The following is a 21778-nucleotide window of genomic DNA, read 5'->3' as shown; positions in this document are numbered from 1 at the left end:
AAGCTGTGGTGCTGGCACCGCCGCTGTTCACCCCGGGGCCGCAACCCGGGGCCGGACCCGGCGCGCCGAGGCGCCGAGTCCGACCCCGGGTTCACGCCGCCGGGGTGGCGACACGGGCCATCTGTTTATTCGAATTCTCCGACTTTGACGATTTTCAATGCATTGGTGCCGCCGACCTGGCCCATCGGCTCGCCCCAGGTGACGACGATCATGTCGCCCTTCTTGGCGATGCCGTGGGCGATCATCAAATCCTCGGCCTGCTTCAGCACCACCTTGCTGTCGGCCTGCTGCAGCAGGTGGTAGGCGCGCACATTGCGGTACAGCGAAGCCTTGCGCTGGGTGGTGATGCTCGGCGTCAGCGCGAAGATCGGCGTGTCGATGCTGTGGCGGCTCATCCACAGCGCGGTCGAACCGGACTCGGTCAGCGCGACGATCGCCTTGACCCGCAGGTGGTGGGCGGTGAACAGCGCGCCGTAGGCGATCGACTGGTCGATACGGGTAAACGTCACATTCAGGAAGTCGGCGTCGAGCTTGTTGTACTCGGACTGCTCGGCCTCGACGCAGATCGCCGCCATCATCTCGACCGTCTCGATCGGGTACTTGCCCGAGGCGGTTTCGGCCGAGGTCATCACGGCGTCGGTGCCGTCCAGCACCGCGTTGGCGACGTCGGACACTTCGGCCCGGGTCGGCACGGCGTTGAAGATCATCGACTCCATCATCTGCGTGGCGGTGATCGCCAATTTGTTCGAGGCGCGCGCCATCTTGATCATACGCTTTTGCAGCGCCGGCACCGCCGCGTTGCCCACTTCCACCGCCAGGTCGCCACGCGCCACCATGATGCCGTCGGAGGCGTCGAGGATTTCCTGCAACACGGGGATCGCCTCGGCCCGTTCGATCTTGGCGATCATCATCGGCTTGTGGTGGAAGGGCTCGCCGGCGATGTTGGCCAGCTGGCGCGCCATCTCCATGTCGGTGGCGCTTTTCGGGAAGGAGATCGCCAGGTAGTCGGCCTGGAAGCTCATCGCCGTCTTGATGTCCTCCATGTCCTTGGCGGTCAGGGCCGGCGCGGTCAGGCCGCCGCCCTGGCGGTTGATGCCCTTGTTGTTGGACAGCTCGCCGCCGATCTTGACGGTGGTGAAGATCTCGTGGCCGACGATCTTGTCGACCACCAGCACGATCAGGCCGTCGTTGAGCAGCAGGTGGTCGCCGTTGTGCAGGTCGCGCGGCAGGGCCTTGTAGTCGAGGCCGACGCGCTCCTGGTTGCCCAGTTCGCCGTTCTCGCCCCACTTGGCGTCGAGGATGAACTTATCGCCGTTGACCAGCTCGATCTTGTTGTTCTCGAACTTGCCGACGCGGATCTTCGGTCCCTGCATGTCCGCCATGATCGCCACCTCGCGGCCGCACTCGGCGGCCGCTTCGCGCACCAGACGGGCGCGGTCGATATGGTCCTGCGCCTTGCCGTGGGAGAAATTGAGGCGCACGACGTCGACGCCGGCGCGGATCATTTTGACCAGGACGTTGAAGTCGGTGGAGGCGGGGCCGATCGTTGCGACGATTTTGGTACCACGGGACATAGGATTCCTTAGCGTTAGGTCTGGCGGACAAGTCCCCGGCCGGCGGCCGGGGGCGGACATACGGACATACTGGCTACTGGCTACTGGCTACTGCGGGGCGCGGCGCCGGCCGCCGGGGCCGGCAGCGCGCCGGTACTGCTGTTGCCGGCCGCGCCAAGTGGGCTAAGCGCACCCGGCGCGGCCTCGCGTCTTGCTTGCGGCGGACCGGCGGCGCCGCTTACTTGGCGGCGCGTTGCGTCAGGATCTCGACGGCCGGCAGGGTCTTGCCTTCCAGGAACTCCAGGAAGGCCCCGCCGCCGGTCGAAATGTAGCCGATCTGTTCGGTGATCTGGTACTTGGCGATGGCCGCCAGCGTGTCGCCGCCGCCGGCGATCGAGAAGGCCTTCGAATGGGCGATGGCCAGCGCCAGGGTCTTGGTGCCTTCGCCGAACTGGTCGAACTCGAACACGCCGACCGGGCCGTTCCAGACGATGGTGCCGGCGGCGCCGATTTGCGCGGCCAGCAACTGCGCCGTTTTCGGGCCGATGTCGAGGATCATGTCGTCGTCGGCGACGTCGGCGACGTCCTTGACGGTGGCCACGGCGTTCGGCGCGAACTCCTTGGCGCACACCACGTCGAGCGGAATCGGCACCTGCGCGCCGCGCGCCGCCATCATGGCGATGATGGCGCGGGCTTCCTCGACCAGGTCGTTCTCGACCAGCGACTTGCCGATGTTCAGGCCGACGGCCTTCATGAAGGTGTTGGCGATGCCGCCGCCGACGATCAGATTGTCGACCTTGTCGGCCAGCGCCTTGAGGATCGACAGCTTGGACGACACCTTCGAGCCGGCGACGATGGCCAGCAGCGGACGGGCCGGCGCGCCCAGCGCCTTGCCCAGCGCGTCGAGCTCGGCGGCCAGCAGCGGGCCGGCGCAGGCGATGGGCGCGAACTTGGCGATGCCGTGGGTCGAGGCCTCGGCGCGGTGGGCGGTGCCGAAGGCGTCGTTGACGTAGATGTCGCACAGCGCGGCCATCTTCTGCGCCAGCGCGTCGCTGTTCTTCTTCTCGCCCGGGTTGACGCGGACGTTTTCCAGCAGCACCACCTGGCCCGGCTGCAGTTGCTCCAGGCCGGCGCCGTCGAGCCAGTTCTGTTTCAGTTCGACCGGCTGGCCGAGCAATTCGGCCAGCCGGGCGGCGACCGGCGCCAGGCTGTCCGCGGGCTTGAACTCGCCCTCGGTCGGACGGCCCAGGTGCGAGGTCACCATGACCATGGCGCCGGCGGCGGCGGCGGCGCGGATCGCCGGCACCGAGGCGCGGATGCGGGTGTCCTCGGTGATGTTGCCGGCGGCGTCCTGCGGCACGTTCAGGTCGGCGCGGATGAACACGCGCTTGGCTTGCAGCGCGTTTTGCGCGATCAGGTCTTGCAGACGGATGAAGTTCAGAACAGCTTGCATGGCTAGCCAAAGGATGAGTGGAAGAAAGACCGCTATTTTACCGCAAGCGCGGCGGCAAAACGTTTGTTAAAACAGCATCGAATCGGCTCAGGCCAGGGCCAGCCGCAGCGCGGTGAAGACGAGCATGCCGAACACGATGGTCTGCAGCATGTTGCGCCGTAGCAGATAGAAGGCGATCGCCGCCAGGCCGGCCAGCAGCTTCAGATTCGACAGCGACAAGTGCAGTTGCTGGCCCTCGCTGAGCAGCAGGTCGGGCGCGATGATCGCCGCCAGCGCGCAGGCCGGCGCGTAGCGCAGCATCTCGTGCACCCGGCGCGGGATGGTGATGTGGTGGCCGACCAGCCAGAACGAACTGCGCGTGGCCGCCGTGGCCAGCGCCAGCGCGGCGATGACGAGCCAGATTTCCCAATCAGCCATGTTGTTTATTCCTCCATTTTTCCGACAATTCTTCCACCGCCATCGCCGTGACCATGCCCAGCAACACCGCCGCCAGCAGCCCCAGCTTGTACGGCAGGCCGGCCGCCAGCACCGCCACCAGGCCGGCCACCAGCACGCCGCACAACATCGGCCGGGTCGACACCAGCGGCACCGTGATGCAGATGATGGCCAGGGTGCCGGCGAAGCCCAGGCCCCACTGCGGCGGCACGGCGCTGCCGAGGAAGATGCCGGCGATCGAGCCGATCTGCCAGGCCGCCCAGTTCGGGTACAGCAGGCCCTTCAGGTAGGACAGCTTGCCGACCTGGGGCGCCTCGTCGGGATATTTTTGCAGGAACATGGCGACCGTCATGTCGCCGGCCACGTAGCCGAGCAGGAAGCGCTTGCGCCAGGGCAGGTTGGAGAAGTGCGGCGCCAGCAGCGCCGAGAAGATGACGAAACGCAGATTCACCACCAGGGCGGTGGCGAAGATCACCCAGATCGGCGCGTGGGCGGTGATCAGCGGCAGCGAGGCCAACTGGGCCGAGCCGGCGAACACCACCAGGGTCATGGCCAGCGCCTGCGGCACGGTCAGGCCGGTCTTGACCATGGCGATGCCCACCACCAGGCCCCAGGCGCCGATGCCGAACAAGGTCGGCATGCCGTCCTTCAAGCCGGCCTTCCAACCAGCCTCGTCGTGTTCAGCCACATAGGGCTCGGAGGGCGCGCGCATCGGTTCTGTCATGTGGTTTTCCCACCACAACCCGGCTGGTCCGCGCCAACGCGGCGGCCCGCCGCGCCCGCCGGCGGGGGCGGGGGCGGGGGCGGCAGGGGCACGGCCGGAAGACCCGGCGCGGGACGGCAACGAAGCAAGGGCTGCGGCATGATTTTTATTGCTATTTGCGCACCATTTCAATCGAAACAATTGCTAGCAGCTGAAGAATTATTAAGGCGCCATTTTACCGATGAATTTTGCTCCCTGCGCGAATCCGTTAAAATCGAGGTTTAGCGGACCGTCCCGAACCGGACCGGTCCGGCCCATTTTCGACCCACGGAGAACCATCAGATGACCCACGCCACCACGCCAGCCAGCGCCGCAGTTGAGCTCGACGGTAAAGATTTGCCGGCCCACTGCCCCAACCCGGCCATGCCGTTGTGGTCCTCGCACCCGCGCGTGTTCCTCGAATTCAACCACGACGGCGTCGCCAAGTGCCCCTACTGCGGCACCGCCTACCGGATGAAACCGGGCGCCGTGGCGTCCCACCACTAAGTTCCCGCCGCCAAGTTCCCGCCACCCGGTTGCCGCCACCCGGCAGGCAACCGAGCAGCGCCAGCATCCCGATCCCACCGCGTTCCCGGAGCCCGCATGAAACGTCAAAAGCAGTTGAATGGCAGCGCCGCCGAAGTCGAAACCGCTTTTTACGATGCGCTCAACCGGGCCGACGTCGACACCCTGATGGCCCTGTGGGCCGACGACGAGGAGATCGTCTGCATCCACCCGGGCGGGCCGCGGCTGATCGGCCACGCCGCCATCCGCGCCTCGTGGAGCGCCATCCTCGAGCACGGCGGCCTGCACATCCTGCCGTCGCAGCTGCACGAGACGCATAATTTGATGAGCTCGGTGCACACCGTCATCGAGGGCACCAGCGCCGCCAGCGGCGACGCCGCCCACCTGCTGGCCACCAACGTCTACGTCAAGACGCCGCGCGGCTGGCGCATCGTGCTGCACCACGTCTCGGTCGGCCCCGGTCCGGTGCCGCTCGAGTCGCCGGCGCAGATCCTGCACTAAGCCGCCCGTCCGCGCCGCAGTCATGCACTACACCGCCCCGCTCTGGCTGCCCAGCGGCCACCTGCAAACCATCTACCCGGCCACCTGCATCGCCAAGCCGGCGGTGGCCTACCGGCGCGAGCGCTGGGCGGCGCCGGACGGCGACTTCGTCGACATCGACTTCGTCGACGGCCAGCCGGGGCAACCCTTCGTCGTGCTGTTCCACGGCCTCGAGGGCTCGTCCGACAGCCACTACGCGCGCGCCCTGATGGCCGCCGCCGCCGCCCGTGGCTGGTCCGGCGCGGTGCCGCACTTCCGCGGCTGCTCCGGCGAGGCCAACCGCGCGCCGCGCTTCTACCATTCCGGCGACGCCGCCGAGATCGACTGGATCCTGCGCCGCCTGCGCGGCCGCGGCAGCGGCCGCTTCTACGCCACCGGCGTCTCGCTGGGCGGCAACGCCCTGCTGCGCTGGCTGGGCGAGTCGCAGCACCAGGCCGACTTCGTCGACGCCGCCTGCGCCGTCTCGGCGCCGCTCGACCTGGCGCAGGGCGGCGCGGCGCTCGGACGCGGCTTCAACCGGGTCTACACGCGGATGTTCTTGCAGTCCCTGAAACCCAAGTGCGAGGCCAAGCTGGCGCAGTTCCCCGGCCTGTTCGACCTGGCCGCGCTGCGCGCCGCGCGCGACCTGTACGCCTTCGACAACGTGGTCACCGCGCCGCTGCACGGCTACCGCGACACCGACGACTACTGGCACCGCGCCAGCGCCAAGCACGTGCTGGGCGAGATCACCGTGCCGACCCTGGTGCTGAACGCGCGCAACGACCCCTTCCTGCCCGGCGGCCACCTGCCGCGCCACGCCGCGCCGGCGGTGCTGCTCGACTATCCCGCGCACGGCGGCCACGTCGGCTTCGCCGTCGGCGCGCTGCCGGGACGCATCAACTGGCTGCCGCAGCGTATGATGCACTTTCTGGAGGGCGCCACCCACGACGCCCGCACCCGCAGCCAGGCCGAGGCCTGAGCGGGCAGCACACAACAGGCCGCCATCGGCGCGGCCGGAAGAAGCAAAACATGGATGAGATCGTCAAACAAGCCATCGCCAAATGGCCCAACGTGCCGCACTGCTACGGCTGGCTGGGGCTGGACGCGCGCGGCCAATGGCGCATGCGCGACGAGCGCGCGCAGCAGCTCGACCTGCCGGGCGACAAGCTGCAGCACGTCGCCCTGCTCGCCTTCATCGCCCGCAACTACGACCGCGACGAACGCGGCTGCTGGTATTTCCAGAACGGTCCGCAGCGCGTCTACCTGAACCTGGAGGCGACGCCCTACATCGCCCGCAGCGTGCCCGGCGAGGGCTGGCAGTTGCACACCGGCGTGGCCATGGGGCCGCTCGACGCCGTCTACCTGAGCCAGGCCGGCGCGCTGTTCCTGCACAGCGGCACCGTGCTGGCCCAGCTCGACGACCGCGACTTCGCCCAGGTCTTGCCGCTGTTGTGGATGGACGGCGCCAGCGTCTCGGACGAGGCGCTGATGGCCTGGCTGGAGGACGGCAAAGGCGCGCTGAGCCTGCACCTGCGCGAGGCTGAAACGCCGGTGACGCGGCTGGCGCAGGACGACGACGTCGCCGCGCGTTTCGGTTTCGTGCGCCGGCCGGCGCCCTAGGCGGCGCTAGCGAAAAAAACAGCTTCCTCAAGGATTGCCGCGACGCCGACCAAACCCAACGGCGCAAACCTGGGGTCGGACCCGCCGGGTCCGACCCCGGCTCCCGCCTGTGGGGTTGGCCGCCACGCCCGGCGCCTTGGCGCCCCGCAAAAAACAGCGGCGACGGCGGCCACCCGCCGGCGCCACGGATCGGGCTAGCGGCGCGGAAAGCGCGATTCCGGCCCCGTCATGGTTGCAGGGAAGGGGGACGGCGCCATCGCATCGGCCGGCGTGGTCGACAAACGCAGCGTCGGCCCCGGCGCGGCCGACGGCGCCGCCAAATCCTTCTTGCCCTTGTCGCCCAGCTCCTCGCGGCGGCGCGCCTGCAACTCGCGCTCGCGGGCGTCGATCACCGCCTGGTCGTAGAAGGTGGCGTCGGGCGCCTTGCGGGCGATGCCGAGCTGGTCCAGCGCCGCCAGCACGCCGCCCTGCAGCACATACGACTCGGCCAGCGCGATGTGCTGCAGCGCCTGCTTGCCCTGCGCCGCGTAGGCCTCGGCCAGCAGGTCGAACACCTCCGGCTCCTCCTTGTACATCTGCGCCTGCTCGCGCAGATACAGCGCCGCCTGCTCCAGCTTGCCCGCCGCGATCAGCGCCTCGCCGTACTGGTGGGCGATGCCGCGCGACAGCGGGAACTTCAGCCGCGCCGCCTCGGCCTCCTTCAAGGCCACGGCGATGACGGCGGCGTCCTTCTTCTGCTCCAGCTTGATCTCCAGCGCCGTGCTGACGAAGATCGAACCGCCGGTCTGCGGCCGCGCGCCGCTGAAGGTGCCGGCGGCCGGCGCCTGCTCGGCGGTGGCGCGGGCCTTGTCCAGCCAGCCCTGCGCCATGGCCATGTCGCCCTTCTTCAGCGCCACCATCGCCAGGCCGTACTGCGCCGCGCAGATCTGCTGTCGGCTTTGCTGCAACATCTGGTTCTCGAAAAACACCTTGGCCTCGGCCAAGCCCTGCGAGCTCGCGTCCTGCAGCACGCGGGCGCGCGAACGCACCAGATAAAAGTCCAGGCTGTCGAGGCGCTGCTTGTAGGGCTGCTCGCGGATGCGCGCCTGGATGTCGGCGATGCGCTCGGTGGTCAAGGGGTGGCTCTGCAGATAGGCCGGCGTCAGATCGCTGTAGGAGCGGCTGGCCGTCTGCATGCGCTGGAAGAAGGCCACCATGCCGCTGGTATCGAAGCCGGCCTCGCCCATGATCTGGAAGCCGATGCGGTCGGCCTCGCGCTCGGCGTCGCGGCCGAAGTTGAGCTGGCGTTGGATCGCCAAGCCCTGCCCCGCCGCGAACACGCCGATGGCCGCGTCGCCGCCGGCCTTCGAGGCCAACGCCGCCAGGATCATCGCCGCCAGCGGGATCAGCGCATCCTGCTTCTGCTGGCCCAGCTGGCGGGCGATGTGGCGCTGCGCCACGTGGCCGATCTCGTGGCCCAGCACCGAGGCCAGCTCGGACTCGCTCTGCGCCGCCAGCAGCAGCGCCGAGTGGACCGCGATGAAGCCGCCCGGCAGGGCGAAGGCGTTGAGTTGCGGGTCGCGCACGGCGAAGAAGAAATAGTCGTAATTGGTTTCGCCGCGCGCGCCCGGCCGCGCCGCCACCAGCGCGTTGCCGAAGTTGTTCAGGTATTCGAGGATGGGGCCGTCGTCCAGATAGTCGAGGTTGCGGCGGATGTCGCGCATGATCTCCTCGCCCAGCTTGCGCTCGATCAGCGGCGACAAGTCCTGCCGCTCGGTGTCGCCCAAGGTCGGCAGGTTGGGGATGTTGGACGAAGGCAGCGAATTTTGCGCCATCAACAGGGGCGCCGCCAGCAGCGCGGCGGCGGTCAGCAGACGGCGCAGCGTGTGGCCGGATGGGAAACGTTTGGAATTCACGGTGCTATCATACCCGTTTTGCCGCGCCGCAGACCACCCGCCACCTTCTAGCGATTCACGCCATGACCACACAGCCCAGCACGCCTCCAGCCGACCACCTGACCCACTTCGACGCCACCGGACAAGCCCACATGGTCGACGTCGGCGCCAAGCAGGAAACCCACCGCACGGCCGTGGCCGGCGGCAGCATCCGCATGAAGCCCGAGACGCTGGCGATTATCCTGGCGGGAACGGCCAAGAAGGGCGACGTGTTGGGCATCGCCCGCATCGCCGCCATCATGGGCGCCAAGCGCACCAGCGACCTGGTGCCGCTGTGCCACCCGCTGGCGCTGACCCGCGTCACGGTCGATTTCGACATCGACGAGGCGAAGCACAGCGTGCACTGCCGCGCCCAGGTCGAAACCTACGGCAAGACCGGCGTCGAGATGGAGGCGCTGACGGCGGTGCAGGTCGGCCTGCTGACCGTCTACGACATGTGCAAGGCGGTCGATCGCGGCATGGTGATGAGCGATATCCGCGTGATGGAGAAACATGGCGGCAAGAGCGGCGACTGGACAGCGGATCTTGACAAGTGACAACGCTTGAGTAAGGCAGCGAAGGGCAATACGACACTGGCTCGCCAATGCGCTACACTGGTTCTAACATCGCATGAACGGAGGTGAAGTATGACCACACTTGTTCAGGACGCCGACAAACATTCGCAGCCCGCCCAAACGGGGGGGCAGCATGACGAGGGGCATAGTGAAGCCCGTCGTCGGCGCGCTGCCGCGCTGAAGCGCATCGCTGGCTTGTGGGCAGATCGCAAGGATATTCCTGCCGACGGCTTGGAATACCAGCGCGAAATGAGGGCCGAATGGCGCTAGTTCTTTTCGACACGAACATCCTTATCGACGCGCTAAAAGGCTACAAGGCCGCGCTCGACGAACTGGAATACTGGAACGAACCGGCGATCAGCGCGATCACGTGGATGGAATTGTTTGCCGGTGCCAAACCCGACGATATCGACGAGCTGACCCTGTTCATCGCCGACTTCGGTTTCGAAATCATCCACACCGACGACGACATCGTGGCTGCGGCCGCGCACATTCGCGGCAAGAGCATACGCCAAGGTCCGAAAATCGCCCTCCCCGATGCCATCATCATGGCGACCTCGATTGTGCGAGGCTTAATCCTCATCACGCGCAACAAGAAGGACGTCAAGGGGCCGCATGTACGTATTCCTTACGAGTTGGAAACGACAACGTTAGTGAAGATAGTCGATGTCGTCCCACGTGGCGCACCGCGCGCCCTTTAGCAAGCGCCATTCTTGTCTGATTGTTACGCCACGTTAGCGCGTATATAATTGCCGCAGCGGTAATAGGTGTTTCGCAGACGGGCCTGGATCAGGCATACTTGTCGACTGAACACGTCTTACAACACCATATCGAGCAGGCGAAAAGGACGTACGAATGAGCAGCAACACTCCGCCGAGCGAAGCGAAGACCCAGGAATACGAATTCGAACAGATGAACCTGCAGGTGGGCGGTCGTATCCAGTTCATCACGCATCGCACCATCAAACCGATCCAGCATTTCTCCACGCTGATCGGCTGGGTCAAGGACGAGTTCATGATCGTCAAGATCCCGGTCGAGAACGGCGCGCCCATCGCCCTCAACGACGGCGACAAGCTGACCATCCGCGTCTTTTCCGGCGTCAACGTGTGCTCGTTCTCCTGCACCGTGCAGCGCATCTTCCCGCGCCCGTTGTTCTATGTCCACCTGTCGTTTCCCACCTCGATCCAAGGCACCAGCCTGCGCGCGGCCATGCGGGTCAAGGTCGACATCCCGGCCCAGGTCACCTCGCCGGCCGGCACCACCTCGGTGTTCCTGGTCAACCTGAGCGTGTCCGGCGCGCTGATCGAGTCGCCCAAGAAACTGACCGACGACGACAACATGGTCGGCCTGTCCTTCTACCTGATCGCCCAGCCCGGCAACCGCCAGGTGCGCGTCAATCCCAACGCCACCATCCGCAACATCAACATGGTCAAGCCGGCCACCGCCGACAAGGCCGAGGTGTTCACCTACGGCGTGCAGTTCATCGACCTCGACCCGGTGCATTACACGATGCTGCAAAACCTGACCTACGAGGCCTTGATCGCCGACCGCCAGAAGATCGTCTGAGCGGCGCGCGGCGCGCGGCAAACAACAAAAAACCAGGTCGCGAAACCTGGTTTTTTGTTGGGCGGCGCCGTCGGCGTCGCCATTTCGCAACAGTTACGACATTAAGGCGCGTTGTTTTTCTCGATCGCTGCCTTGGCCGGGATGTTGGTCACCGTGGTAGTCACTTTCCAGGCCAGGTTGCCGCCGTTGATCAGCGGAGTGAAGATGATGGTCATGCCGTCGATGCCGGTGCCCAGGCCGGACGCCAGGGTTTCCGTGATCACGCCCTCGGCCGCGATGGCCACGCTGGCGACTTCCTTGGTCGCCTTGAAATCGGTTGCGGCCGGAATGCCGCTGCTGCCGTTCTTACAATCCGTCAAGACCCCGCCAGCTTCCTGGCCGCACAGCGCCACGGCGGTCTTCAAGGAGGCCACCGCCGACATCGCGTTGGCGATCTTGGCCTTGGCGGTGTAGTCGCTGTAGGCAGGAATAGCCACGGCCGCCAGGATGCCGATGATGGCGACGACGATCATCAGTTCGATGAGGGTGAAGCCGGCCTGTGCTTGTTTCTTGATCATGGTCATCGATTTCATTTTGCTACTCCTGAGTGATGTAAATATGGGTGCCACACTCAGGTATCAGCAAGCGCCGTGCCAGACCACTTCCAGGGGGTGGCGGTCGGCGGCAAGGGCGCCTACCGCCATTTTTTGTCGCCCGAGCTGACTTTTTTTGTCAGTTGGCGCGCGCCGAATCGGCGGGCTGACAATTTTCGTCAGTCGGGCGGCGGCGCGCGCCGGTTGGCGACCGCCTCAGGCCAGGCGGAAGGCCAGCAGGGTGCCGCCCATCTCGATCACGTCGCCATGCCGCAGCAGCGTCTCGGCGCCGTCCAGCGCGACGCCGTTGAGCAACACCGGCTGCGCCCCCTCCAGTTGCGCGATGCGGTAGGCGGCGGGGGCGCGGCGGATCGCCACCACCTGCACGCCGGGCCGGCCCAGCGAAGTCAGCGGCTTGGTCAGCGCCATGCGCTTGCCGGCGTTGTTGCCGTTCAATATTTCAATATCGGCCAGGGCGTGCGTCGCCAGTGCCGCCAGCGCCGCCGTCGCCGCCGCCGCCGAGGGGCGGATGCCGTCGGCCAGGAACAGCAGCTCGTACTTGGCCAGGCGGATGACGTCCTGGTGTTGCAGGAAATGTTTGCCGACGCGGTGGCCGTTGACATAACTGCCGTTGGTGCTGTGCAGGTCGTCGAGGAAGGAGTCGTCGAGGATGGTGACGATGCTGGCATGGCTGCCGCTGACGGCCGGATGGGCGAGCACGATGTCGTTCCGGCTGTGGCGGCCCAAGGTGACGCGCTCCTTGCTCAGCTGCACCTGCCGCTCGACCTGGCCATCGCGCGAGATGATGATTTTCGCCAATCTATCCTCCAGCCGGGGCCGCTGGACGGCCATGGAATACGTCGCGGCAAGGCGTCGCGCAAACACGCCGCGGAAATGATAACGGGGAGCACCAGGCTCCCCGCTATTATTCACTACAAGACCGCGATCCGGCTAATTACAGCATGGCCTTCAGCAGACGCGCCATTTCCGACGGGTTCTTGGTGACGGTGATGCCGCAAGCTTCCATGATTTCCAGTTTGGCTTGCGCGGTGTCGGCGCCGCCGGAGATCAGCGCGCCGGCGTGGCCCATGCGCTTGCCCGGAGGAGCGGTGACGCCGGCGATGAAGCCGACCACTGGTTTCTTCATGTTGTCTTTGATCCAGTAAGCCGCGTTGGCTTCGTCCGGACCGCCGATTTCGCCGATCATGATGACCGCGTCGGTGTCAGGATCGTCGTTGAACATCTTCATGATGTCGATGTGCTTCAGACCGTTGATCGGGTCGCCGCCGATACCGACCGCGCTCGACTGGCCCAGACCCAGTGCGGTCAGCTGACCGACCGCTTCGTAGGTCAGGGTGCCCGAACGCGAAACCACGCCGATGCGGCCTTGCTTGTGGATGTGGCCCGGCATGATGCCGATCTTGATTTCGTCCGGGGTGATCAGACCTGGGCAGTTAGGACCCAGCAGCAGGGTTTTCGAACCCGACTTGGCCATGCGGTCCTTCAGCGCCATCATGTCGCGCACGGGGATGCCTTCGGTGATGCAAATGGCCAGGTCCATCTCGGCTTCGACGGCTTCCCAGATCGCTGCGGCCGCGCCTGCTGGCGGGACGTAGATGACCGACACGTTGGCGCCGGTTTCTTTTTTCGCTTCGCTGACGTTGGCGAAAATAGGAATGCCTTCGAAATCTTCGCCGGCCTTCTTCGGGTTCACGCCCGCGACGAAAGCGGCTTTGCCGTTTGCGTAGTCGCGGCACATGCGGGTGTGGAACTGGCCGGTCTTGCCGGTGATCCCTTGGGTGACAACTTTGGTATCTTTATTGATCAGAATGGACATGTTGATTCCTTAATTAAGCTTGACCGGCAGCGGCGGCGACGACGCTCTTCGCTGCATCTTCCATGGTGTCGGCCGCGATGATCGGCAAACCGGACTCGGCCAGCATTTTCTTGCCCAGATCTTCGTTGGTGCCCTTCATGCGCACCACCAGCGGAACCTGCAGCGAAACGGCTTTCGACGCGGCGATGACGCCTTCGGCGATCACGTCGCAACGCATGATGCCGCCGAAGATGTTCACCAGGATGGCTTTCAGGCCCGGGTTCTTCAGCATGATCTTGAACGCTTCGGTGACTTTTTCAGCCGTCGCGCCGCCGCCCACGTCGAGGAAGTTGGCCGGCTCGCCGCCGAACAGCTTGATGGTGTCCATGGTGGCCATGGCCAGGCCGGCGCCGTTGACCAGGCAGCCGATGTTGCCGTCGAGCGAGATGTAGGCCAGGTCGAATTTCGAGGCTTCGACTTCGGCCGGATCTTCTTCGTCCAGGTCGCGGTAGGCGACGATTTCCGGTTGACGGAACAGGGCGTTGGCGTCGAAGTTGAACTTGGCGTCCAGCGCGATGACCTTGCCGGAACCGGTCAGGATCAGCGGGTTGATTTCGGCCAGCGACGAGTCGGTTTCCCAGTAGGCTTTGTACAGGCCTTGCAGGTTGACGCGGGCGTCGACCAGCGATTCGGCGGGCACGCCAATTTTGGTCGAGATGGCATCGGCTTCGGCGTCGGTCAGGCCGACGGCCGGATCGATGGCGATCGAGTGCAACAGTTCCGGGTGGGACTCGGCGACTTCTTCGATGTCCATGCCGCCTTCGGAGGAGGCCATCATCACGACGCGTTGCGAAACGCGGTCGGTGACCATCGAAACGTACAGTTCCTTCTTGATGTCGGCGCCTTCTTCGATCAGCAGGCGGCGAACTTTCTGGCCCTCGGGGCCGGTCTGGTGCGTGACCAGCTGCATGCCCAGGATCTGCTCGGAGAATTCTTTGACTTGTTCCAGCGACTTGGCAACTTTCACGCCGCCGCCCTTGCCGCGACCGCCGGCATGGATCTGCGCTTTTACCACCCAGACCGGGCCGCCCAAGGTTTCGGCGGCTTTGACCGCTTCTTCTACGGACAGGCACGGGATACCGCGCGGAACCGTCACTCCGTATTTTCGGAGGATTTCTTTGCCTTGATACTCATGGATTTTCATGCTGGCTTCCCTTCTGATGCTGATGTGTAAAGATCGGTTGATACTGCGAAATGTGTGAAACGAAAAGCAGATACTGCTACGCGCTAGCCCGGTGCTGCTTTGGCCACCCAGCGCGGGTAAAACTGCGCCACGGCACCGCCATCGGTGCGCAGCGCATGGCATTTGTCGAGTTGAAACGGTTTGTCGTGCGGCTGCTCGGCGCTGGCGTTGGCCGAGTCGTGGGTCGAATAGACGTCGTTGGCGAAGGCTTGCAGCGCCGCCGTGGGCAGGATCTGCGCCAGTTCGGTCAGGTGGGTGCAACCCTGGATGCCGGCCAGGCGGGCCTTGAGCTCGTGGCGGAAACCTTTCATCAGGTTCAGGCCGATCAACTGTTTATAGGCGGAACCGATGGTGTTGCAAAAACCGGGATAGGGGACGGCATCGGAGACGGCTTCGGCGTCGACGATGGTCAGCTGCAAATCCACGGTGATGCGCAGGGACAGGTCGTGCAGGGCGTCGCCGCCGCGGCGCAGGCCGGAGGCCAGCAAGGTGTCGTTGACTTTGATGTCGGTGATATGGGCGTCGAGATCCCACAGGCCATCGTCGCGTTTGAACGCTTGGATGTCTATTGCGCGCGTGTGCCGCAGCGCACGTCGGGAAACGGGAATTGACAAGGACATAAGACCGATGCCGCTTGCGCGGCGGAAAATAGTAAGCAGCCATGTGCTGAGCGCACGTGTCCGCAGCTTCTACGGACAACTACCGCACCTGCGGCGCTGCAAAAACCGTAAAAGTGTAGCACACCGCGCCCGCTGTTGCGCCAGAACATGTGCTTTGCGGCATAAATCCATGCTCCGCCGCCCCCGGCGGCGGGCCGCCGCCGGGCCGCCGTTGCGCTCAAGGGCGCCGCCGCGGCCTGGCCTCGTAGGCCTTGATGCGGTCGAGTTTGGCCGTGTAAAGGTCGTGGTCGCCGCGCGTCGTGCTGTTCTCCATGGCCAGCTTCATGTGCTCGTCGGCGCTGCCCAGGTCACCCAGCTGGAAGGACGCCACCGCCATCCAGAAGTGGAACTCGTGGTAGTCGGGCGAGCGGGCCAGCTCGCGGGCGAACAGCTGGCGCGCCTTGGCGTAGTCGCCCTGCTGCATGGCCTGGCGGCCCAGGTTGAAGAAGTGGAACGGCGGGTAGGGCTCCAGCTGGGCCAGCCGGATCTCCAGCTGGGCGGCCTCGGCGTCGCGGCCCAGGTTGCGCAGCGCCTGCGCCAGGTTGTACAGGTAGACGGTGCTGTCGGGCGCCTGCTGGTGGGCGTAGCGCAGCACCCGCTCGGCCTCGGCCTGGTGGCCGGCGTGCTGGTAGATCACGCCCAGCGTGTTGTAGGCGTTGAGGAAGGCCGGGTCCTGCTTGACCGCCTGGCGCACCCACCAGTAGGCGTCGTCGACCTTGCCCAGCGCCAGCGACTCGGCGGCGCGGTTGTTCATGAACATGGCGACGATGGTCTTCTCCTCCAGCGCCTGGGCCTGCTGGTGGGCGTTGTCGGGCGGCGGCATGAAGTCGATGGTGAAGTACTGCTGCTGGTCGTAGCCGCGCAGGATGTCGGTCTTGGGCTTGCCCAGCACCAGGTTGACGTGGCCGCTGGCGATGTACAGCTTGCCGCTGCGGCTCCACGCCTCGTCGACCGGGATGCTCTGGTAGCTGACCGTCATGTCCAGCTCACGCGCCAGCGCCGCCGTCATGACCACCAGCGACAGGCAGTTGCCGGCGCGCGCCTCGAAGGTCTGGGCGGCGTTGCGGGTCAGCGCCGAGTCGTAGTCGAGCTTGAGCTGGTCCTTGCGGTAGAGCGCCTCGAACAGCGCCTGCTGCAGCGCCTTGCCGCGCTGTTTCTTATGGATGTCCTCGGCGTAGGCTTTCATGGCCGGCGTCAGCGCGAACAGCTGGTCGGCGTTGATGGCCGGGTCGGCCGGGCCGAACAGGCTGTCGTGGAACAGCACCTGGGCCGCCGGCGGCGGCGCGGCCGGCGGTGCGCCGGCGCAGCCGGCCAGCAGGATGGCGCACAGCGCGGCGCCGACGAGATGAACTTTGGCTTGCATGACAGTCTCCCTTGCGGCGACTCGTCGGACGCCGTTCCATTGCGCGGGGGACGGTGGCGGCGCCGGCCGCCCCCGCATGAAAACAGTATCCTCGGCCGGCCGGGCGCTGTCAAACCGCAAATGCGCCACCTTGGCGGGCGCGGCCCAGGCCGCGCCCGCCACGCCGTCCGGCGCGGTCGGCGCGGTCGGCGCCTAGGGTCCGATCGGCAGGAAGACCACGCTGCCGTCGTCGACCAGGGCGATCAGCACCATGCCGTCGCCGGAGACCACCATCTGGCGCGCCAGCAACTGCTTCTGCGGCGGCGCCAGGCGGAACTGCTTGAGCGCCGCGCCGTTGGCGTCGTACTGCCAGACGTCGCTGGGACTGCCGTTGATGGCGCCGCCGCAGTAGACGCGGCCGTCACTGCCGACCTCGACGTTGTTGGGGCGGGCCTGCACGGCGGGCAGGTAGTTGACGATGCTCAGGTCGAGCGTGTTGAGCGCCACGCACTGCGCCGGCGTGGCGCTGGCGGTGTACAGGCGGCTGCCGTCCGGGCTGACGGCGAGGTCCTGGCCGTTGCTGTTGCCGCTGCGCGGACCGCCGTATTGCCGCGCGATCAGCAGGTTGTTGGGGGCGGCGGCCGAGTAGTCCAGACTGTAGGACAGCAGGGTGTTGGTGCTGGCGCCGCGGTCCTGCAGGTAGAGCCGCTTGCCGTCGGCCGAGGCGGCCAGTTCGCCCGCCGGCAGGGCGATGCCGCTCAGCCAGGCGTTCGAGGTGAGCACCGTCGCGCCGTCCTGCAGCAACAGCGCCTCGATGCCGTTGGGGCGGATCACCTGCAGGCGCGAGGCGCTGCTGAGCGGCGACGTCACGGGGAAGCTGGCCGTGCTGGCCAACGTCGCCAGATTGTATTGCAGCACGCTGCGGTTGAGGATGTCGTAGACGAACAGGCTGCCGCCGCCGGCGTTGACCGCCATCTGCCCCAGCGCCGTCGAGGGCACGCCGATGCTGCCGGTCTTTTGGCCGGTGTAGACGTTGTAGATGTCGATCGCCGAGCTGCCGTTGTGGGCGTACACCAGCGGCCGCACCGGGTCGGCCAGCAAGTCGGTGTAGAACTGGCTGACGGTGTGGCCCTGCTTGACGGTGTTGCCGTTCCACAGCGCCACGGTGATGCTTTCCGGCGCGCTGACGGCGGGGTCGGCGGGCACGATCTTGACGCTGGCCAGGTTGATCGAGTTGGCCGCCAGGCCGGCCGGGTTGGCCGTCAGCACCAGGTTGTTGCCGCTGGCGACGGCGCTGAGCCAGCCCTGGTCGGACTGCGCGGTCCAGCTTGCGCCCAGCGCGTAGTTGTCGCCGACCGTCAGGGTGCGGCTCAGGCGCGACCAGTCCGGCGTGGCCGCCAGCGCCACGCCGATCTGCGAGGCCAGCAGCTTGCGCTGGTCGCGCTTGATGCTCAGCGTCAGCGGGGCGAGCAGGAAGTCGCCGTTGACCCGCGCCCCCAGGTTCAGCGGCACGCTCAGGCTGCCCAGCGCCAGGCCGTTGCTGACGGCGCTGAAGGTGAGCGTGGTGGCGTCCTGGCTGACGTTGCCGGTGGCGACGTTGGCGGTGGCCCAGGCCGGCAGCGGCGACATGCTCCACGGGTAGCCGTTGGCGCCGGTGTTGAGGTTCATCGCCAGCGACTGGGGAGTGAAGTCGCGGCCGTAGGGGCCGCCCAGTTCGATGCTGGCCACGCTCAGTTTGAGGGTCGGTTTGATCAGGTTCAGCTCGACAGGGACGGCGCGCGAGCTGCTCGCCGTCGACAACCCCAGGCGGGCCGTGTATTTGCCGCTGGCCATGTTGCTGCTGGTGCTGACGGAGAGCGTGGTCTGACCCGGCGCCAGGCCGGCGGTCGGGCTGGCGCGCAGCCAGGCGGCGTCGCTGGCGGCGTTCCAGCGCAGATCGGCGCCGTCGACGGTGAATTTGATTGTTTTCGGGTTGATCGAGGTGCCGTTGATGGCGCTGAAGACGATGCCGCTGCCGTCGACGTGGAAGGCGCTCGGCAGCACCGTCAGCGCGGCCGGCAGCAGCACTTTCTGGCCGTCGCTGGCGGCCAGCGTCAGCGTGGCGCTGTAGCGGCCCTCGGCCAGGCCGCTCGGATCGAGCGTGACGGCCAGGTTGGCGCTGCCGCTGCCGGCGGCGGCGGCCGGCTTGAGCCAGACGGCGTCGCTGCTGGCGCTCCAGTTGCGCGCCTCGGCCTTGATGGCGACGTTGATCGGCGCCGCCGCCAGGCCGTCGAGCGCCAGGCTGGCGCTGAGCGCGACGGCGCTGGCGGCCGAGAACGGCGGCAGGTCGAGCGCCACCACCTGGAAACTGTACGGCAGTTGCATCGGCGAGCCGGGGTACTGGGCGGCGCAGGCGCTGTCGCGGCACAGCTTGACGGTCAGGTTGCCCTGGTAGCTGCCGACACCCAGCGTGGGCGCGGTGTGCAGCACGGCGAGGTAGTCGGTGGTCGAGCGCTGTTGCAACTGGGCGTCGGGCAGGATGACGCCGCTGGCGTCGATGATGAAGGCGAACACGGCGCCGTCGAAGTCGGCCGGCCGGTTGACGCTGGCGGCGACGCTGACGGTGCTCGACACGCCGGCCGTCAGCGCGGCGCTGACGCTGGCCGGGCTGAAGCTCAGCGCCGCACCAGCCGGCGGCGGCGGCGTCGGCGTGGCGCCGCCGCCCCCTCCGCCGCCGCCACCGCAGGCGGCCAGCAATGTGATCAATAGGAGGGCGGGCCATTGTTTCAGCATTGCGAGTTCCTTATAGGGAGGGGCGGTGGCTCGGCGGCTTGCAAAATGCGCAATTTATTTCACCATTGCAATATTATAGCAATAATACCGCTCCGCCGGCACATCTCAGGTCAGCGCGCGCAGCTCCTGCGGGCGGCCCTGGGCGTCGAAGCGCAGCGCCACCGACAACTGCCGCACGCCGATGCTGGCCAGGGCGTCGCCGGCGTCGTCGACGGCGTCCTCCAGGTCGGCGCCCAGGTCGAGCGGCAACTCGCCCTCGGCCAGCGCGGCGCCGTCGGCGCCCAGCAACCGCACGCGCAGCACGACGCGGCCGTCCAGCTCGGCCGGACCGAGCACGGCGCGGCATTGCGCCGGGGCGGCGCCGGCCGCCTGCAGCGCCTGGTTCAGCGCGGCCAGCAGACGCAGCGTGGCGTGTTCGGCCAGGCCGCGCTCCTTGGCGCCGAAGAACAGGTCCTGGTAGAGGAAGTTGAAGTCCAGCGCCTGCTGCTGGCCCATGCAGCGCTGCAGCAGCGGCGCCGCCTGCGCGGTCCACTGCTGGTAGCGCAGCAGGCGGGCGGCGAAGTGGGCGTCGGCCTCGGCCTCGTCGGCCGGCACCTGGTAGAACGGGTCGTCGGCCCGCTTCAGCGCGAAGCCGAGCAGGAAGCGCAGTTCGACGGCGCGGTCGGCCGGGCCGAAGGTGCTGGCGCTCCAGCCGCTCAGGCTGCGTTCGAGCGCCGGCGCCGGCAGCAGTTTCTTCTCCGTCATGGTGGCGGCCGCCTCGCGCACCATGGCGTTCAGCTCGCCGTAGGTGATGCGGTCGATCTCCTCGGCGTCGTAGGCGTGGCGCATCAGCACCACCTTGGCCTTGGGCGCTTCCAGGCCGGCCGTGGTGAAGCTGGCCACCAGCGCCTCGAAGGCGTCGCCGTCCTGGAAGTCGCGCGCCATGTCCAATCCGCCGTCGCTGTGCACGAACAACGGGATGGCGAAGGCGTTGATTTCCAGCGTGGGCGCGCCGTCGCGGCGCAGCAGCACGGTGGCGGCGGCCTCCTCGATGGTCTCGCGCAGCAGCTGGTAGGCGCCGATATCCTCGTCGCCGGCCAGCTCGATGGCGCCGTACAGCGCCTCGTCCTTGTGCTGGTTGATCAGCTTGCGCACCAACTTGTGGAACTCCAGCTCGTGCTCGCGCAGCTGGGCGTTCATGGCCTCGCCGTCCTCGCGCTCGGCCAGTTCCAGCGCCAGTTGGCACAGCACCTGGGCCTGTTGTTCGTTTTTTTCCTCGGGCGAGTCGGCGCTCTTGCGCGGCGCCGGGCGTTTGTTCTTTGGCATGCTTGCTTTCAAAAAGACGGGCCGGACGGCGCGGCCGCCCGGGGTTGGCTCAGTGTTCGTTGTGGAAGGTCTCGTGCAGCTCGTCGAGCAGGTCTTCCGTTTCGTCGGGCGACAGGGCCAGGTGGCGGCAGGCCAGCTCGCCGCCCTTGTCCCACTCCAGCGCCACGCTGTTGCTGTGGTAGCGCTGGATGCCCTTCTCGGCCAGCACCGACAGCGCCACCAGCGAGCGCACCGCGTCGTCGGTGGCCGGGTCCTCCAGCACGCGGTAGTCGTGGTGCAGCAGGATGGCCCAGGAGACGTCGGGCGACAGCCCCCAGTTGCGCGCCAGCAGGCAGCCGATGGCGGCGTGGTTGGTGTTGTGGCGCTCGTCCTCGACGCTGGTGAAGCGGCGCTCCGCATCGTTGCTGGCGGCCTCGAAGGTGGCGGCGTAGTCGGGGAAGCGGTTCATCAGCAGCGGCACGCCGATGTCGCAGAACAGGCCGAAGGTGTGGGCGATGTCGGGCGGGGCGATGCGCAGCCGGCGCGAGGTGAACACCAGCGCCTGGGCGCGGCGCGCCGAGACTTCCCAGAAATGGTTCAACTGGGCCTCGTCGCCCTCGATCGCCTGGCGCGCCAGCAGGCCGGTGAGCAGGGCGGCGCACTGGTTGATGCCGAGGAAGTTGATGCCCTGCTCGACCGACTTGGCCTTGCGCGCGGCGCCGAAGAAGGGCGAGTTGGCCAGCTTGAGCAGGGCGCCGGACATGCCGACGTCGTTGCCGATGATGCGGGCGATCTGCCGCGGCGACGGGTCGCTCTGGGCCAGCTCGCGCTGCAGGTCGACCAGCAGGCTGGGCCGTGGAGGAATGCGGATCGAGCGCAGCAGGGCGTCTTCCACCGCATTGTCAACTGGCAAAGCTGGGGCTGCTACTGTCGTCATGGTTTCCGGGATGATCTCGATGGGCGGCCGCGCGCGACGGCCCGGACAAAACAGCACTATAACTTACCCGGCAGCCGAGCGCGCTGGATGTTAAGGCAGATTATCGCCGTTTCGGCCGGCCAGGGGGGCGGCGGCGCGCGCAAAGTGGCGCGTGGACGCGACAAAAGCGGCGCCGGGCGGGGCGCCGGCGCTCGACCCGGGGGGCGGCCAGGGGGGCGGCGAAGGGGCGGCTGGTGGGCGGCTGGTGGGTGG

General features: G+C 66.9%; 22 protein-coding genes. 8 read left to right on the top strand and 14 right to left on the bottom strand.

The genetic code is table 11. The annotated features are described in order from the left end of the window. Positions 1 to 125: 125 nt before the first annotated feature. The 4 genes from pyk to H7U20_RS24725 all read right to left on the bottom strand — a co-directional run bounded on the left by pyk (position 126) and on the right by H7U20_RS24725 (position 4165). On the bottom strand, positions 126 to 1574 hold the full coding sequence (gene pyk, locus H7U20_RS24740) for a pyruvate kinase (RefSeq protein ID WP_199761806.1): 1449 nt from the start codon (positions 1572 to 1574) through the stop codon (positions 126 to 128). Positions 1575 to 1791: 217 nt separating this feature from the next. After that, positions 1792 to 3006 (bottom strand): phosphoglycerate kinase, encoded by a 1215-nt coding sequence (locus H7U20_RS24735; RefSeq protein WP_233411061.1) that lies wholly within the window; start codon positions 3004 to 3006, stop codon positions 1792 to 1794. 87 nt (positions 3007 to 3093) lie between these two features. Further along, positions 3094 to 3423: an AzlD domain-containing protein gene (locus H7U20_RS24730; RefSeq protein ID WP_199761805.1), complete on the bottom strand. Its 330-nt coding sequence runs from the start codon at positions 3421 to 3423 to the stop codon at positions 3094 to 3096. Beyond that, positions 3416 to 4165 (bottom strand): AzlC family ABC transporter permease, encoded by a 750-nt coding sequence (locus H7U20_RS24725; protein ID WP_199761804.1) that lies wholly within the window; start codon positions 4163 to 4165, stop codon positions 3416 to 3418. Before H7U20_RS24725 ends, H7U20_RS24730 begins: the two co-directional genes overlap by 8 nt. Before the next feature lie 321 nt (positions 4166 to 4486). On the opposite strand from H7U20_RS24725, the gene H7U20_RS24720 reads away from it, so the two are divergent. From H7U20_RS24720 to H7U20_RS24705, 4 genes are all read left to right on the top strand, one after another. Then, the gene (locus tag H7U20_RS24720) at positions 4487 to 4690 is read left to right on the top strand and encodes a zinc-finger domain-containing protein (RefSeq protein WP_199761803.1); all 204 of its coding nucleotides are present in this window, start codon (positions 4487 to 4489) and stop codon (positions 4688 to 4690) included. A 96-nt stretch (positions 4691 to 4786) separates the two neighbouring features. Beyond that, the gene (locus H7U20_RS24715; protein WP_199761802.1) at positions 4787 to 5209 is read left to right on the top strand and encodes a YybH family protein; all 423 of its coding nucleotides are present in this window, start codon (positions 4787 to 4789) and stop codon (positions 5207 to 5209) included. Between the two features lie 22 nt (positions 5210 to 5231). Beyond that, on the top strand, positions 5232 to 6206 hold the full coding sequence (locus tag H7U20_RS24710) for a YheT family hydrolase (RefSeq protein WP_199761801.1): 975 nt from the start codon (positions 5232 to 5234) through the stop codon (positions 6204 to 6206). Positions 6207 to 6256: 50 nt separating this feature from the next. Continuing rightward, on the top strand, positions 6257 to 6847 hold the full coding sequence (locus H7U20_RS24705) for a DUF2946 family protein (protein WP_199761800.1): 591 nt from the start codon (positions 6257 to 6259) through the stop codon (positions 6845 to 6847). 194 nt (positions 6848 to 7041) lie between these two features. On the opposite strand, the gene H7U20_RS24700 is transcribed toward H7U20_RS24705, so the two are convergent. Next, a complete protein-coding gene (locus tag H7U20_RS24700) occupies positions 7042 to 8661 on the bottom strand; it encodes a beta-barrel assembly-enhancing protease (protein WP_199761819.1) in 1620 nt (539 codons plus the stop codon). A gap of 143 nt (positions 8662 to 8804) precedes the next feature. Here H7U20_RS24700 and moaC point away from each other — a divergent pair, with 143 nt between their 5' ends. The 4 genes from moaC to H7U20_RS24680 all read left to right on the top strand — a co-directional run bounded on the left by moaC (position 8805) and on the right by H7U20_RS24680 (position 10901). After that, the gene (moaC, locus tag H7U20_RS24695) at positions 8805 to 9317 is read left to right on the top strand and encodes a cyclic pyranopterin monophosphate synthase MoaC (RefSeq protein WP_199761799.1); all 513 of its coding nucleotides are present in this window, start codon (positions 8805 to 8807) and stop codon (positions 9315 to 9317) included. A 90-nt stretch (positions 9318 to 9407) separates the two neighbouring features. After that, the gene (locus H7U20_RS24690) at positions 9408 to 9605 is read left to right on the top strand and encodes a hypothetical protein (protein WP_199761798.1); all 198 of its coding nucleotides are present in this window, start codon (positions 9408 to 9410) and stop codon (positions 9603 to 9605) included. Further along, positions 9596 to 10036: a type II toxin-antitoxin system VapC family toxin gene (locus tag H7U20_RS24685; RefSeq protein ID WP_199761797.1), complete on the top strand. Its 441-nt coding sequence runs from the start codon at positions 9596 to 9598 to the stop codon at positions 10034 to 10036. The genes H7U20_RS24690 and H7U20_RS24685 overlap by 10 nt, the downstream gene beginning before the upstream one ends. Before the next feature lie 154 nt (positions 10037 to 10190). Then, positions 10191 to 10901 (top strand): flagellar brake protein, encoded by a 711-nt coding sequence (locus tag H7U20_RS24680; RefSeq protein WP_199761796.1) that lies wholly within the window; start codon positions 10191 to 10193, stop codon positions 10899 to 10901. A 101-nt stretch (positions 10902 to 11002) separates the two neighbouring features. Here the strand turns inward: H7U20_RS24680 and H7U20_RS24675 are convergent, their stop codons facing one another. The 9 genes from H7U20_RS24675 to H7U20_RS24635 form a co-directional block, all read right to left on the bottom strand. Continuing rightward, the gene (locus H7U20_RS24675; protein WP_199761795.1) at positions 11003 to 11473 is read right to left on the bottom strand and encodes a pilin; all 471 of its coding nucleotides are present in this window, start codon (positions 11471 to 11473) and stop codon (positions 11003 to 11005) included. Positions 11474 to 11689: 216 nt separating this feature from the next. Continuing rightward, on the bottom strand, positions 11690 to 12292 hold the full coding sequence (locus H7U20_RS24670; protein ID WP_199761794.1) for an FHA domain-containing protein: 603 nt from the start codon (positions 12290 to 12292) through the stop codon (positions 11690 to 11692). Between the two features lie 136 nt (positions 12293 to 12428). Then, a complete protein-coding gene (gene sucD, locus H7U20_RS24665) occupies positions 12429 to 13310 on the bottom strand; it encodes a succinate--CoA ligase subunit alpha (protein ID WP_199761793.1) in 882 nt (293 codons plus the stop codon). A 13-nt stretch (positions 13311 to 13323) separates the two neighbouring features. Further along, complete coding sequence (gene sucC / locus H7U20_RS24660; protein ID WP_199761792.1) at positions 13324 to 14493, bottom strand: ADP-forming succinate--CoA ligase subunit beta; 1170 nt, start codon at positions 14491 to 14493, stop codon at positions 13324 to 13326. Between the two features lie 83 nt (positions 14494 to 14576). Then, the gene (locus H7U20_RS24655; protein WP_199761791.1) at positions 14577 to 15152 is read right to left on the bottom strand and encodes a DUF2889 domain-containing protein; all 576 of its coding nucleotides are present in this window, start codon (positions 15150 to 15152) and stop codon (positions 14577 to 14579) included. A 217-nt stretch (positions 15153 to 15369) separates the two neighbouring features. Next, on the bottom strand, positions 15370 to 16554 hold the full coding sequence (locus H7U20_RS24650; RefSeq protein WP_199761790.1) for a tetratricopeptide repeat protein: 1185 nt from the start codon (positions 16552 to 16554) through the stop codon (positions 15370 to 15372). Between the two features lie 192 nt (positions 16555 to 16746). Further along, the gene (locus tag H7U20_RS24645) at positions 16747 to 19305 is read right to left on the bottom strand and encodes a BACON domain-containing protein (RefSeq protein WP_199761789.1); all 2559 of its coding nucleotides are present in this window, start codon (positions 19303 to 19305) and stop codon (positions 16747 to 16749) included. 105 nt (positions 19306 to 19410) lie between these two features. Beyond that, positions 19411 to 20610 (bottom strand): DUF2863 family protein, encoded by a 1200-nt coding sequence (locus H7U20_RS24640; RefSeq protein ID WP_199761788.1) that lies wholly within the window; start codon positions 20608 to 20610, stop codon positions 19411 to 19413. A gap of 49 nt (positions 20611 to 20659) precedes the next feature. Continuing rightward, the gene (locus H7U20_RS24635; RefSeq protein WP_199761787.1) at positions 20660 to 21526 is read right to left on the bottom strand and encodes an HDOD domain-containing protein; all 867 of its coding nucleotides are present in this window, start codon (positions 21524 to 21526) and stop codon (positions 20660 to 20662) included. Between the last annotated feature and the right edge of the window lie 252 nt (positions 21527 to 21778).

The sequence above is a fragment of the Rugamonas violacea genome (assembly GCF_016461825.1).
Classification (GTDB): domain Bacteria; phylum Pseudomonadota; class Gammaproteobacteria; order Burkholderiales; family Burkholderiaceae_D; genus Rugamonas.
This window is presented reverse-complemented; position numbering and strand designations above follow the sequence as displayed.